This is a genomic window from Alcaligenes sp. NLF5-7 (genome assembly GCF_024266725.1).
GTDB lineage: Bacteria > Pseudomonadota > Gammaproteobacteria > Burkholderiales > Burkholderiaceae_B > Alcaligenes > Alcaligenes phenolicus.
This window is the reverse complement of record NZ_CP100755.1, coordinates 1,773,988-1,787,475: the sequence shown is the minus strand read 5'-3', so window position 1 is coordinate 1,787,475 and position 13,488 is coordinate 1,773,988. Positions and strand designations below refer to the sequence as shown.

Genomic DNA, 13,488 nt, shown 5'->3' with positions numbered 1-13,488 from the left:
GAAGCAAGGACATGACAGAAAAGAAAATCGCCGCTATCGAACAAGTAAAAATTGATAGCCGCTATCTGCGCGGTGGCATTACCGAGGGTCTGGCAGACCCAATCACGGGCGCCATCAGCGAAGACGACAACAAGCTGCTGAAATTTCACGGCAGCTATCAGCAAGACGACCGCGACCAGCGTGAAGAGCGTCGCAAGCAAAAGCTGGAACCGGCTTTCAGCTTCATGATTCGCGCCCGCCTGCCTGGTGGCGTGGTCACGCCCGCCCAGTGGCTGGCCTTTGACCAGATCGCCTGTGACTGGGCCCAGTTTGGCCTGCGCATCACCACCCGTCAGACCTTTCAATGGCATGGCGTACGCAAGCCCTTTTTAAAACCCACACTGCAAGCCATCAACAAGGCCATGTCCACGACATTGGCTACTTGCGGTGATGTGAACCGTCAGGTGGTCAGCGCCACCAATCCCTTGCTGTCGGAGCAACATGGCTTGGTTCAGGAGTGGGCTGACAAGATTTCCGAAACCTTCCTGCCCAAAACCCGCGCCTATGCCGAGATCTGGCTGGACGGCAGAAAAGTCGAAGACGCCATTGACGGCGAAGACTTTGAACCGATTTACGGCAAGACTTACCTGCCCCGCAAATTCAAGATCGGCATTGCCGTGCCTCCCTTGAATGATGTGGACGTGTTTGCGCAGGATATCGGCCTGATCGCGATTATCGACAACAATCAGTTGCTGGGCTTTAACGTCGCCATTGGTGGTGGCATGGGTGCCACACATGGCGACGACACCACCTACCCACGACTGGGCAGCGTGATCGGCTTTGTACGCCCCGAGCAACTGCTGGCCGTTTGCGAAGCCGTGATCACCACACAACGTGACCACGGCAACCGCGACGAGCGCCGTCATGCCCGCCTGAAATACACCGTGGATAAGCTAGGGGCCGACTGGTTCCTGGAAGAAGTGCAAAACCGCAGTGGTCAAACGCTGGAGCCGTCACGCCCCTACCATTTTGACCACAATGGCGACCGCTTCGGCTGGACCCAAGGCAGCAATGGCCGCTGGCACCTGAGCCTGCGTATCGATTCGGGCCGCATCATGGATACCGAAGTCGGCCCCTGGCTGACGGGTATGCGTGAGATCGCGAAGATCCACCAGGGACAGTTCCGCCTGACCTGCAACCAGAACCTGATCATTGCCGATGTGCCTGAAGAAGATAAGGCCAAGATCGACAAGCTGGTCGCAGATCACAAGCTGGATGTGTACCAGACACAAAGCGGCATACGCAGCAGCACGATTGCCTGTGTCTCTCTGCCCACTTGCGGTTTGGCCATGGCCGAGAGCGAACGCTACGCCCCCATCTTGCTGCCCAAGCTGGAAGCCTTGCTGGACAAATACCAGTTGCGTGACGAACGCATTGTGCTGCGTATCTCCGGTTGCCCCAATGGCTGCGCCCGTCCTTATCTGGGTGAAATTGCCCTGGTTGGCCGTGCTCTGGGTCGCTATGACTTGCGTCTGGGTGCGAACTTCAGCGGCGAGCGCCTGAACGTAATCTATCGTCAAAATATTGCCGAACCAGAAATTCTGAGCATTCTGGATGAGCTGTTTGGCCGCTTCGCTGCCGAGCGTCTGGAAGGCGAGCACTTTGGCGATTTTCTGGTTCGCGCTGGCGTGGTTGCCGAGCCTACAAGCCGCTTGATTCCTTTAGTTTTACAGCCAGCCTGACATGAACCTCTTTCCTTTATTCGCCAACTTGAAGCAGCGCGCGGTATTGGTGATCGGCGGTGGAGAAATCGCCGAGCGCAAAGTGCGTCTGGTCCTGGCCGCCGGTGCCCAGGTCACGCTGGTCGCCCCCTATGTGGTGGACAGTCTGGAAAAGCTGGCGAATCAAGGGCGCATCACCCTGATTCGGGAGCGCTATCAGGCCCAGCATCTGCAAGGGGCCTGGCTGATTATTGCCGCCACTGACAAGCGTGACGTGAACCAGGTCATTGCCCAGGACGCACAAGAAGCCCGCATTCTGGTCAATGTGGTGGACGACCCCGAATTGTCCAGTTTTCAGGTGCCTGCCATTGTGGATCGTTCACCGCTGATTATTGCCATTTCCTCTGCAGGGTCGGCCCCCATGTTGGCACGGCGAGTACGGGAGCAATTGGAAACCATGTTGGACCACAGCCTGGGTGCGATCAGCCGTCTGGCGCAGGAATACCGCAGCGCCATTCGGCGCGCCCGCCCCGAGCTGGGTGCGCGCCGCCGTTTCTACGACTGGCTGCTGGATGGCCCGGTAGGTGCCGCCCTGCGCAGTCAGCAAGCCGAGCAAGCCCGCTTGAGCCTGGAGAGCGCACTGCAACAGCCTGAGTCACCCCGCGCCACACAAGGCCGCGTGATTCTGGTGGGCGCCGGTCCAGGCGATCCAGGTCTGCTGACCCTGCATGCCCTGCGTGCACTGAATCGTGCTGATGTGATTCTGTACGATCGTCTTGTATCCGATCAGGTGATGGAGCTGGCTCGTCGCGATGCCCACCGTATTTTTGTAGGCAAGCAATTGGGCGAAGATCATCACCAGACCCAAAACCGCATTCATCAGTTGATGATTGAACACGCCAGAGCAGGTCAAACCGTGGTGCGCCTGAAAGGCGGCGATGGCTTTATTTTTGGCCGTGGCGGTGAAGAACTGGAATATCTGGCCGAGCATGGCATCGCATTTGAAGTGGTACCCGGCATCACGGCTGCCATCGCATGTGCGGCTTATAGCGGTATTCCTCTGACCCATCGTGACCACGCGCAGTCCGTGCAATTCGTGACGGCACATCGTAAAAGCGGTCATGGTATTGAGGACTGGAACCCGCTACTGGACACCAGCCAGACGGTAGCTGTGTACATGGGTTTGCAGCAAATCCTGGGCTTTAGCCATGAACTGGTGCAGCGTGGCCGCAGTGCCACCACGCCCTGCGCCTTGATTGAAAATGGCTCGCGCCCCGAACAGCGCACCTTGCTATCCACACTGGAAAATATTGCCCAGGATGCGCAGCAACATCAGTTTGCCAGCCCGTGCATTCTGGTGATCGGTCAGGTAGCTACCTTGGGCAGTACCTTGTCCTGGTATGGCGAGCTAATCGACCAGCTCAGTCCACGTACAGCAAGTACGCAGGATGCGGACAATACCCTGGTCGCTGCATGAAGGCAGTGATCAAGGCCTAGCTAGAGTCTCGTCTCAAGATCACTTTTCTATACGTACATACCCACTAAGGCTCCAGTCAGTGCGGGATTAGCATCCTTGAATACCGCTTCAAACTGAATCTAAAAAGGCCCTCAACATCTCAAATGTTGAGGGCCTTTTTTATCTTTCTGCAGCTTCTGAAAAACCACTAAGCACCAGGTAAAACTGCCAGCGCCTACAAGAACAAAACTGGCAGCGGCAGATAGCCTGAGCATGCTCTGTCACTTGTCTTTCCTGGAAATACAAAACAGTCAAAGCTCTTCGCCTGTCGGCCCAAGGGCTGATTATTTAGCGCTGTCCCAAGGCCGCAAATAAGGCTCGCAAAGCGCTATCCAGCAGATAGCCAATCAGACCAATCAAGACAATTACGGCCATCAGTTCGGAATATGCCATGCGATCACGCGTATCCAGAATCAGATAGCCCAAACCGGCGGATACCCCCAGCATTTCGCAAGGCACCAACACAATCCACAAGACACCAATAGCCAGTCGGCTACCCGTCAGCACCGAGCCTACAATGCCGGGCAGAATCAAGTACAACAGCGTTTCCAGCTTGGTGGCCGCCAGACTGCGACCCAGCATCAGCCAGCGCGGATTCAGATGCCGTACGCCCGAGGCTGTATTCAGCAAGACAGGCCAGACACCGGCCACACCCAATAGAAAATAAATCGGTGCATCCCCAATGCCAAAGGCCATGACGGCAATAGGCATCCAGGACAGGGGCGAGATCATGCGCAGGAACTGGAACAAGGGAGTCAATGCGGCGTGAGCTCGCGCTGACAAGCCCAGCAGCAAACCGGCGGGCACGCCGACACCCAATGAGATCGCCAGCCCTACAAAAATACGTTGCAAACTGGCACCTACGTGCATCCAGGTCTCGGACCAGCCCAGTATCTCCAGCAAGCTATGAAAGGCAGCTGCTGGTCCGAATTGCTGCATCAGAGGGCTGCTGGACCAGGCTGTGGCCAAGTACCACAGCACGACTCCCGCCAACAAACCGCCCAAGCCCCACAGGGTGCTGGCAATCCAGGCATTCATTTTGGGGCGTCGCAAAGACGCAGCCGATCGCGGATCAGACTGCGCCAATGACGGAGAAGAAGCAGACGCACTCAAACTCATACAACAATGCTCTCGTTGCGGGTGTATTGCTCGGACAAGCCAAACTGCGCCAGGCCCCCCTGCTTTTCCAACGCGGCACGGACAAAGCGGTCATCCACCAGATCGCTGGCTACGTGTTCAGGAGACAGCCCTTCCAGGAAACCACGCTCGCCCTGAATCAAGGTCCCTTGCAGCATTTGCACCAAGGACTCGATGTAGCTGGGGAAAGGATAAGGTTGAAAATCGATACGCTGGTCGTCCCAGTCCGGATGACGAATCACGCCAGACTTCACGTATTGCGCACGATCCGCCGGGTCCGGGGACAGCACTTTCAACAGGTTTTCTTGAGTGTGCGGGGTATAGCGGTTCCCGCCTTCACGCGACAGGATCTGGGCCGCCTCGGCGCGGTGACTGCGTATCCAGATCTGTGCCTTGACCAGACCATCCACCACGGCTTGCGACCATTGGGGGCGAGTCTGCAAATCCTGCTCGTGCATGAAGGCCACGCAACAGGCGTGATCGCGCCAGACGTCGCCAGTAAAGCGCAAGATGCGGCCCATGCCCTGAGTTTCGGCTAAGGCATTGAAAGGTTCGGCCACCGTAAAACCAGCAATTCGCCCCGAGGCCAAGGCCGGCGGCATATCAGCAGGCGCCATCACCACCAGATTGACCTCATTGGGTGCCAGCGCACCGGCGTTTTTCACGACAGGCGTCAGGCCATGTGCTTTGAGCACATGCTGCAGTACCACGTTGTGAATCGAATACCAGAAAGGAATCGCCACCGTCTGCCCGCCCAATTGCTCGGCCGAGCTGATGTTCTGCGCCACCGTGATAGCAGAGCCACTCATGTGATTCCATGCCACCACTTTTGCAGGGACTTTGCTGCCGTAGCGCGCCCACACCGTCATGGGCGAGAGCAAGTGCACCAGATTGACCTGACCGGAAATAAAAGCCTCGATCAACTGAGCCCAACTGCGCACCATCACGGGCTTTTCAACCGCAATACCCGCTTCTTCAAAATACCCATTGTGATGCGCCACCAACATGGCGGTGGCATCGGTAATCGGCAAATAGCCGATACGCAAAGGCGCATTTGACTCACTTTGTGCACGGGCAGTCCCTTGGGCCAGCAAGGGCGCAGCACCCGCAACGGTCAGCAAAGACGCCAGTTTCAGCAAGTCGCGACGGGTACGAGACGTAGGAGATTCAATCATGAGGTGCACCTTACAAAACAGCAGCGTGAACCGCCTGGGAGAGGCTTTGCTCCAGGCTGGCCACAATTTCCAGGCGTATGGCCTGAAGCCAGTTATCCAGATGAGATCGGGGGTGGGCCGGGCAGCTCCATTCACGCTGCAAGCCGGCAGGACGGCCACCTAGAAGCAGGGCGCGGTCCGCCAGCAAGAGGGCTTCATCAATATCGTGAGTGACCAGCACAATGGCGCAGCCGGTCTGATCGCGTATCGACAGAATCAGCTCCTGCATCTGGCGACGGGTTACTTCGTCCAGCGCGCCAAAAGGTTCGTCCATCAACAAGACTTGTGGACGTCGAGCCAGACAACGTGCAATGGCAACACGCTGTGCCATACCCCCCGACAAGGCACCAGGACGCTGATGACGGCTTTCATACAAACCAACCTGACGCAGCGCCTGTTCAACCCGCAGGCGACGCTCTGCAGCGGATACGGAAGGTTGGCGCGCAAAGCCCAGACCAAAACCGGTATTGGCCTGCACATTCAGCCACGGCAAGAGAATGGCTTCTTGAAACGCCATGGCCAAAGCGGGGTGAACCCCACGCACGGGCTGCCCCAGAAAGGACACCTCTCCCTGGGTGGGCGTTTGGAGGCCTGCCAGTACCCGCAACAAAGAGGATTTACCCACTCCGCTGGGGCCCAGCAGCGCCACGATCTCGCCCGCGCGCACGCTCAAGTTCAGGTTCTGCAAGATCGTCTGGCCACCGTAGGCCAGATTGATCCCCCGAGCGGACAAGAGTCCGGTCCCTTCAGAATCGGTATGCGAGGGGGCGGCGGAACTCATACTGCATCCTGCCCAAGTTCGGCTTTCAGTTGCGCCACCGTGGGTGAAATCAAAGGCACCAGCATGGCTTCGCGATAACGGCGCAGCAGTTGCGGATGCTTGCCCTGCATATAGGTCGCCCCGCCGATCGCGGAGCTTTCCAGGGCCACAGCCTGCGACGCCAAACTACTTAGCTCGATACGGACTTTGAACAAATCAGGCGGCGTGGCCGAGCCGGGCTTACGTACGGCATCAACCAGCACATCCGACAATTCCTGCACACGATCCAGCAGGCGGCGGGCGGGCTGCTCCTGTACCCATTGGCAGCGTGGCGCATCCAGCACTTGCTTCAAGGAACGACGTGCCAAGCCCATGGTCATCCCGCATTGCAGCGCCATGAAACGGGGGCGTACCGAGCGCACAAAGTGGCCTGCATCGGGATGCAGCAAACGCTCTTGTCCCAGACGCACAGCATTGAACTTCAAAGCGGCGGTATTGCTGCCACGCAGTCCGACCAGATCCAGATCTGCGGAACGCTCCAAGCCTGGATCGCCCAGTTCTGCCACCCAAATACCGGCTTGCTCTTCAGGCATGGCGGCCACAATGGCGACCAGGCAGCTGCCGGGACGCAGATTGGTAATCCAGGGCAAACGGCCCTCAAACTGCCAATGTCCTTGTTCAGGCTGGGCACGCACTTGCAGCTCTTCAATGCCACCCAAAAACTTGATGGCATTGGACAGACCCGTCGCACCGGCAACACTGCCATCCAGCAAACCGGGCAAATAGCGCTCGCGCATGGCGGGGTCCTGAACGTCACGCAGGTATTCAATAAAGGTACGCTGGCTCCACAGGACAAAACCTGCCGTCAGCGAATGTTCGGCCACTTCCACGATGGATTGAACCGCATCACCGAAGTCGGAAAAATCCGCTTTCAGGCCCAGGCTCAACAAACCGTCTTGCGCCAGGCGAGGCAACAAGGTCTGCGCCTGGGATGCATCGCTATCCAGCGACAGGGCATGCTCTTCCAGCCACTGGGCCAAGCCAGGCGACAAAACAGGGCGTTCTGAGACCAGCACAGGCTGCTCAGCGCGCTTTAAGGCGTTTCCCATGCGTAGGCCTCCAGCTGGCTATTGAGCGGCGTACGAGCCAGATTATTGGCAAAGTTGCAGATCGTCGCCAAGCCAATACCGGTAATCACTTCCAGAGCCTGCTGGTCGCCGTAACCGGCAGCACGGAAATCGGCCAGAGCCTGATCCGACACCTGACCACGGGTATCAATCACGGCGCGACTGAACAGAGCCAGAGCCTGCAGGCGCTCGTCGTTGATCTGGTCAAAGCCACGCGCACGCAAAGCGGCCAGAATTTCCGGGTCCAGCTTGGCTTTATTGGTCGCAATGGCGGTGTGACCGGCCACGCAGAAACGGCAACCGTGAGTGGTACCGGCAACCAGTTGCACGACTTCACGCTCGACCAGCGACAGGCTGGCGGTAGCGTTCAAGGCAGACATATCCTGATAGGCTTGCAGGGCAACGGGCGCATTAGCCAAAATAGCCAGCAAATTGGACAAAAAGCCGCTACCACGCACAGCTTTTTCAAGGGCTGGTTTGACCGCCTCTGGTGCGGAGTCCACAGTATGCAAAGTTAAGCGAGTCATGATGGCGACAATTCCTTAGTTAATCCGAGAAGGTTTCATTGTCGATTGACTGGCGCCTTATCTCCATGTGCGAACATAGCGGTATTCATATTAAAAATATCCACGAAAAGAAATAAGCATATTTTCTGCATGAGCGACTCTGCCTTTCCTGACAGCCATTGCGCTGTCGACTCCAAAGACACAGGACACCCTGTGGAGGAACTGCTCTTGTCCGGGCTGGAGATCTCGGCCAGCCTGTTTCACTTGGGGCAATACTGCAATCAATGGGAAAGCAGCCTGCACGGGCACCAACGCGCAGGCTTTCATGTGGTCTTGCATGGGCCGTGCTGGCTGCATATTCAGCATCAGGAAGCCTTGGCCTTGCAGGCGGGTGATGCGGTGTTCTTCTTGCGGGATGTGCCCCATCGCCTAAGCTCATCGCCCACGCCGCCAGACTGGAATACGACCATGCGGCGACAAACCATGCAGAGCCTGGAGCCACAAGTGCCACACAGTACGGGCTTGCTCTGTGGCTTTCTGGATCTGGGCCGTGGTTTGAGCGAATTGCTGCTGGCGACCGTGCCTGATGTTTTGTTGATTGATGGTTCTCAGACAGATGCAGATTCAGGACGCCCTTTGCTGGACTTGATCCAGGCCGAAATGCGACGCCAGCCGCAAGCCAACTCCAGCCTGCTGGAAAAGTTGGTGGAGCTGTTGTTGTTCTATACCTTGCGCCAGCAAATAGGACAGACACCCACCGAAGGTGCCCTGCCCGCCGGCTTGATTCATCTGGCAAGTGACCCTGCCTTTGGTGGCCTGATCGAGCAGCTGCTGCGTGAACCCGCCAAAGCCTGGTCGGTGGACGATATGGCCGCCTACTTGAACATGTCACGCGCTGCCTTTCACCGCCGCTTTACCTTGCTGTGCGGGATGGCGCCAGCCCAAGTACTGTTGCAACTACGTATGCAGCTGGCCAAGCGTCAGCTGGAGCAAGGTCTGACCATGGAGCAGATTGCCGAGCGTATCGGTTATAGCTCTGCGGCCGCATTCAGCGCCGCGTTCAGACGCAGTGTGGGTCTCAGCCCGGCGCAATGGCGCAAGCAAGACGCGCGTCCATAAGTCAGCAAGCTGCTACAACTCTGACCCCCAGATTGTCGTCCTACCCCGAGCACGTATGCAGGGTAGCTGGCACGATATAGCCCTCGCCCCATAGTTGCCACCGCACAGAATAGAACAAGCTGTTCCCGCTTTTTTGTGAAGGCTTCCGGCTTACGCATACAAGCCGCTAAGCCCCAAGCTTGATCATTCAGTTCAGCTGCGGGTTTAAGCGCCATGACGGGCAACAAGACGAAATACGAACATTGCTCCTGTCTATGAGCAACAGCAAAGTGGACAAGCATAAAAAAACCCCAATCTGTAAACAGATCGGGGTTTTTGACCTACCAGAGCCAGGCCGAAGCCTGGACATCTGAGCAAGCGTTTAGATCACGCGGGCTGCTTCGATCAGACGCACAACAGTCCAGGACTTGCTGCGGCTGATAGGACGGCCTTCGGTAATCTCAACGGTATCGCCTTCGTTGTACTGGTTGGTCTCGTCGTGCGCTTTGTATTTATTGGAGCGGACGATGATCTTGCCATACAAGGGATGTTTAACGCGGCGTTCAACCAGAACGACGACAGTTTTGTCCATCTTGTTGCTGACAACTTGACCGATCAGGGTACGTTGACGTTTTGCGGTAGTTTGAGTTTCGCTCATCTTACTTTCCTGCGGTCTCAGCCATGACGGTACGGACGCGAGCGATGTCGCGACGTACTTTGCCCAATTGGCTGGTGTTGGAAAGCTGTTGAGTAGCACGCTGCATGCGCAGGTTAAATTGTGCTTTCAACAGGCTCTCGAGCTCTTTTTGGAGCTCGGCGGCATCTTTAGTACGGAGTTCGCTGGCTTTCATGACGTCTCCTTAAGCACCGATCTGACGCGTTACGAACGTCGTCGAGATAGGCAGCTTGGCAGCGGCCAGACGGAATGCTTCGCGTGCCAGCTCTTCGCTAACACCTTCCATTTCGTACAGGACCTTGCCTGGTTGAATCTCAGCGACCCAGAACTCTGGATTACCCTTACCGTTACCCATACGAACTTCGGCAGGTTTCTGCGAAATTGGCTTATCGGGGAAGATGCGGATCCAGATGCGGCCACCACGTTTGATGTGACGGTTAATTGCACGACGTGCTGCTTCGATCTGGCGAGCAGTCAGACGGCCACGGTCAGTGGCTTTCAGACCAAATTCGCCAAACGAAACTTGCGCACCGCGAGTAGCCAGACCGGTGTTACGGCCTTTGTGCTCTTTGCGATACTTTCTGCGAGAAGGTTGCAGCATGTTTTATTCTCCTTCGGACGCAGCAGGAGCAGCGTCTTTACGAGGACCGCGGCCACGACCACCTGGACGGCGGTTTTCAGGGCGGTCACCACGTGGACGACGTGGGCGGCGCTCTTCAGGGGCTACGGTGTCAACAGGCATTTCGCCGTTAGGCAGCATGTCGCCCTTGTAGACCCAGACCTTGATACCGATGATCCCGTACGTCGTGTGCGCTTCGGAAGTACCGTAATCGATGTTAGCGCGCAGGGTGTGCAGAGGCACACGGCCTTCGCGGTACCATTCGGTACGAGCGATTTCGATGCCGTTCAAGCGACCCGAGCTCATGATCTTGATGCCTTGGGCACCCAGACGCATGGCGTTTTGCATGGAACGCTTCATCGCACGACGGAACATGATGCGCTTTTCCAATTGCTGAGCAATGGAGTCGGCGATCAGTTGAGCGTCGGTTTCAGGTTTGCGAATTTCTTCGATGTTAACGTGCACTGGCACGCCCAACAGGCGCTGCAGGTCAGCCTTCAGGCTTTCGATATCCTCGCCGCGCTTGCCGATCACTACACCAGGACGAGCCGAGTAAATAGTGATGCGAGCATTCTTGGCAGGACGCTCGATGACCACACGGCCAACGGACGCACTTTTCAGCTTGCGTTTCAGGTATTCGCGCACACGGATGTCGTCAGCCAACATCGTACCGAACTCAGCACCGTCAGCGTACCAACGCGAGCTCCAGTTACGGTTAACAGCCAGGCGGAACCCAATTGGGTGGATTTTCTGTCCCATTGTGACTCCTTAAGCGCCGACTTTGACCACAATGTGGCAAGTCTGCTTCTCAATACGGTTACCGCGGCCTTTGGCTCGTGCAGAAAAACGCTTCAACGACTGAGCCTTGTCCACGTAAATGGAGGTGACTTTCAGTTCGTCGATGTCGGCGCCGTCATTGTGCTCAGCGTTGGCAATAGCCGATTCCAGAGCTTTCTTGATGATGCCAGCGGCTTTCTTGGGAGTGAAAGTCAGCGTATTCAGAGCGTGAGCGACGGACTTGCCGCGGACCATGTCCGCAACCAGACGTGCTTTTTGCGCCGAAATATGGACTCCACGAATAATTGCTGTAGTTTCCATCACTTATCTCCGGGCCTTTTTGTCCGCAGCGTGACCCTTGAAAGTACGGGTCAAGGCGAACTCGCCGAGCTTGTGGCCAACCATGTTCTCGTTGATATAAACGGGAATGTGTTGACGGCCATTGTGAACGGCAATCGTCAGCCCAATGAACTCGGGCAGGATGGTAGAGCGGCGCGACCAGGTTTTGATTGGTCGCTTGTCGTTACCCACAACGGCTGCGTCAACCTTTTTGATCAGGTGAGCATCAACGAATGGGCCTTTTTTGATCGAACGTGACATAGTGTTCGCCCCTTACTTGCGCTTACGGCGCGAAACAATCATGTTGTCTGTGCGCTTGTTACGACGGGTGCGGTAGCCCTTGGCAGGAGTACCCCATGGGCTGACTGGCTCACGGCCTTCACCCGTACGACCTTCACCACCACCGTGCGGGTGATCGACTGGGTTCATCGCCACACCGCGAACGGTAGGACGAATACCACGCCAGCGAACAGCACCGGCTTTACCGATTTGACGCAGGCTGTGATCGTGGTTGCTGACTTCGCCAATCGTGGCGCGGCAGTCGATGTGAATGCGGCGAACCTCACCGGAACGCAGACGCACTTGAGCGTACGTGCCTTCACGAGCCAGCAACACAGCGGAACCACCAGCGGAACGAGCGATTTGAGCACCCTTACCAGGCAGCATCTCGATGCAGTGAATGGTTTGACCCACAGGAATGTTGCGGATAGGCAAAGTGTTGCCGGAACGGATAGGAGCTTCCGCGCCAGACACAACCGTTGCACCCACTTCCAGACCACGAGGGGCGATGATGTAACGACGCTCGCCGTCTGCGTAGCACACCAATGCGATGTGAGCGCTGCGGTTAGGGTCGTATTCCAGACGTTCTACTTTCGCAGGAATACCGTCCTTGTTGCGACGGAAGTCGACAATACGGTAATGCTGCTTGTGACCGCCGCCACGGTGACGAACCGTGATGTGGCCGTTGTTGTTACGGCCAGCACTGCTGGATTTCTTTTCCAGCAAAGCCGCGTAAGGAGCGCCTTTGTGCAGTTCAGGGTGAACCACTTTGATCATGCCACGGCGACCTGGCGACGTTGGTTTTACTTTTACCAATGCCATATTAGTTCACCTCAGAAAAGTCGAGTTCCTGACCGGGCTTGAGCGAGACATATGCCTTGCGCACACTGCGGCGGCGACCCATGAAACGGCCAAAGCGCTTTTCCTTGCCCTTCTGATTGAGCACCTGCACCGACTCAACTTCTACTTTGAACAGCAGTTCAATAGCAGCTTTGATTTCAGGCTTGGTAGCATCAGGAGCGACGCGGAAAGCGATTTGCTGATTTTTTTCGGCAACGTACGTGGCTTTTTCAGTCACGACAGGAGCCAGAATTACTTGCAATAGACGTTCGGCGTTCATCCCAACATCTCCTCAAACTGAGCGACAGCCGCTTTGGTGACCAACACTTTTTTGTAGTGGATCAGGGACAGCGGGTCGGCGTAGCGTGGTTCAACCACAGCAACGTGAGGCAGGTTACGCGTAGCCAGGTACACGTTCTCGTCCAGCGCGTCGGTGATGATCAGCACGGATTCCAGGCCCAGGTCTTTCAGCTTGTTGGCTGCCAGACGGGTCTTGGGTGCTTCCAGAGTGAAGGAATCAACAACCAACAGACGCTCGTCACGGACCAACTGAGACAGAATCGCGCTGATACCGGCGCGGTACATCTTCTTGTTGACCTTGTGTGCGTAGTTTTCTTCACCGGTGTTGGGGAATGCACGACCGCCTCCACGCCACACGGGCGAGGATGTCATACCAGCACGAGCGCGGCCGGTGCCTTTCTGGCGCCATGGCTTCTTGGTGCTGTGGTTGACTTCGGCACGAGTCAATTGCTTGCTGTTACCGCTGCGAGCATTGGCTTGGTATGCAACAACGATCTGGTGAACCAGTGCTTCGTTGAATTCACGACCGAAAACGGTTTCGTTGGCCTGCAATGTGGATGCAGCTTGGCCTTGTTCGTTCAGGAGCTTCAGTTCCATGGA

Annotated in this window: 17 protein-coding genes; 3 read left to right on the top strand and 14 right to left on the bottom strand. The window is 56.7% G+C overall.

Annotated elements, in window-relative coordinates:
- The first annotated feature begins 11 nt into the window (after positions 1–11).
- The gene (gene cysI, locus MID00_RS08355; protein WP_254500163.1) at positions 12–1,721 is read left to right on the top strand and encodes an assimilatory sulfite reductase (NADPH) hemoprotein subunit; all 1,710 of its coding nucleotides are present in this window, start codon (positions 12–14) and stop codon (positions 1,719–1,721) included.
- A gap of 1 nt (position 1,722) precedes the next feature.
- Entirely contained in the window at positions 1,723–3,177 is a 1,455-nt protein-coding gene (gene cysG / locus MID00_RS08350) for a siroheme synthase CysG (protein ID WP_254500162.1), read from the top strand.
- A 327-nt stretch (positions 3,178–3,504) separates the two neighbouring features.
- Here the strand turns inward: cysG and MID00_RS08345 are convergent, their stop codons facing one another.
- From MID00_RS08345 to MID00_RS08325, 5 genes are all read right to left on the bottom strand, one after another.
- Positions 3,505–4,254 carry an ABC transporter permease gene (locus MID00_RS08345; protein ID WP_203145820.1) on the bottom strand — a complete coding sequence of 250 codons (750 nt, stop codon included), beginning with the start codon at positions 4,252–4,254 and terminating at the stop codon, positions 3,505–3,507.
- 77 nt (positions 4,255–4,331) lie between these two features.
- Entirely contained in the window at positions 4,332–5,528 is a 1,197-nt protein-coding gene (locus MID00_RS08340; RefSeq protein WP_254500161.1) for an ABC transporter substrate-binding protein, read from the bottom strand.
- Between the two features lie 10 nt (positions 5,529–5,538).
- The gene (locus MID00_RS08335) at positions 5,539–6,348 is read right to left on the bottom strand and encodes an ABC transporter ATP-binding protein (RefSeq protein WP_254500160.1); all 810 of its coding nucleotides are present in this window, start codon (positions 6,346–6,348) and stop codon (positions 5,539–5,541) included.
- Positions 6,345–7,436 (bottom strand): acyl-CoA dehydrogenase family protein, encoded by a 1,092-nt coding sequence (locus MID00_RS08330; protein ID WP_254500159.1) that lies wholly within the window; start codon positions 7,434–7,436, stop codon positions 6,345–6,347. Before MID00_RS08330 ends, MID00_RS08335 begins: the two co-directional genes overlap by 4 nt.
- Positions 7,421–7,981: a carboxymuconolactone decarboxylase family protein gene (locus MID00_RS08325; RefSeq protein ID WP_009462432.1), complete on the bottom strand. Its 561-nt coding sequence runs from the start codon at positions 7,979–7,981 to the stop codon at positions 7,421–7,423. Before MID00_RS08325 ends, MID00_RS08330 begins: the two co-directional genes overlap by 16 nt.
- A 129-nt stretch (positions 7,982–8,110) precedes the next feature.
- On the opposite strand from MID00_RS08325, the gene MID00_RS08320 reads away from it, so the two are divergent.
- Positions 8,111–9,079, top strand: a complete 969-nt coding sequence (locus MID00_RS08320) for an AraC family transcriptional regulator (protein WP_254500158.1) — start codon at positions 8,111–8,113, stop codon at positions 9,077–9,079.
- Positions 9,080–9,440: 361 nt separating this feature from the next.
- On the opposite strand, the gene rpsQ is transcribed toward MID00_RS08320, so the two are convergent.
- From rpsQ to rplD, 9 genes are read right to left on the bottom strand one after another with little or no spacing between them, the layout of a single operon-like run.
- A complete protein-coding gene (gene rpsQ / locus MID00_RS08315; protein WP_009462428.1) occupies positions 9,441–9,716 on the bottom strand; it encodes a 30S ribosomal protein S17 in 276 nt (91 codons plus the stop codon).
- Position 9,717: 1 nt separating this feature from the next.
- Positions 9,718–9,909, bottom strand: a complete 192-nt coding sequence (rpmC, locus tag MID00_RS08310) for a 50S ribosomal protein L29 (protein ID WP_003803032.1) — start codon at positions 9,907–9,909, stop codon at positions 9,718–9,720.
- Positions 9,910–9,918: 9 nt separating this feature from the next.
- On the bottom strand, positions 9,919–10,335 hold the full coding sequence (gene rplP, locus MID00_RS08305; RefSeq protein ID WP_003803033.1) for a 50S ribosomal protein L16: 417 nt from the start codon (positions 10,333–10,335) through the stop codon (positions 9,919–9,921).
- Between the two features lie 3 nt (positions 10,336–10,338).
- Complete coding sequence (gene rpsC / locus MID00_RS08300; RefSeq protein ID WP_003803035.1) at positions 10,339–11,112, bottom strand: 30S ribosomal protein S3; 774 nt, start codon at positions 11,110–11,112, stop codon at positions 10,339–10,341.
- Positions 11,113–11,121: 9 nt separating this feature from the next.
- Positions 11,122–11,451, bottom strand: coding sequence for a 50S ribosomal protein L22 (gene rplV, locus MID00_RS08295; protein ID WP_009462426.1), 330 nt, complete (start codon positions 11,449–11,451; stop codon positions 11,122–11,124).
- A gap of 3 nt (positions 11,452–11,454) precedes the next feature.
- The gene (gene rpsS, locus MID00_RS08290; protein ID WP_003803039.1) at positions 11,455–11,730 is read right to left on the bottom strand and encodes a 30S ribosomal protein S19; all 276 of its coding nucleotides are present in this window, start codon (positions 11,728–11,730) and stop codon (positions 11,455–11,457) included.
- Between the two features lie 12 nt (positions 11,731–11,742).
- A complete protein-coding gene (gene rplB / locus MID00_RS08285; RefSeq protein ID WP_003803041.1) occupies positions 11,743–12,570 on the bottom strand; it encodes a 50S ribosomal protein L2 in 828 nt (275 codons plus the stop codon).
- A 1-nt stretch (position 12,571) separates the two neighbouring features.
- The gene (gene rplW / locus MID00_RS08280; RefSeq protein WP_003803043.1) at positions 12,572–12,868 is read right to left on the bottom strand and encodes a 50S ribosomal protein L23; all 297 of its coding nucleotides are present in this window, start codon (positions 12,866–12,868) and stop codon (positions 12,572–12,574) included.
- Complete coding sequence (gene rplD, locus MID00_RS08275; RefSeq protein ID WP_009462425.1) at positions 12,865–13,485, bottom strand: 50S ribosomal protein L4; 621 nt, start codon at positions 13,483–13,485, stop codon at positions 12,865–12,867. Before rplD ends, rplW begins: the two co-directional genes overlap by 4 nt.
- Positions 13,486–13,488 lie beyond the last annotated feature (3 nt).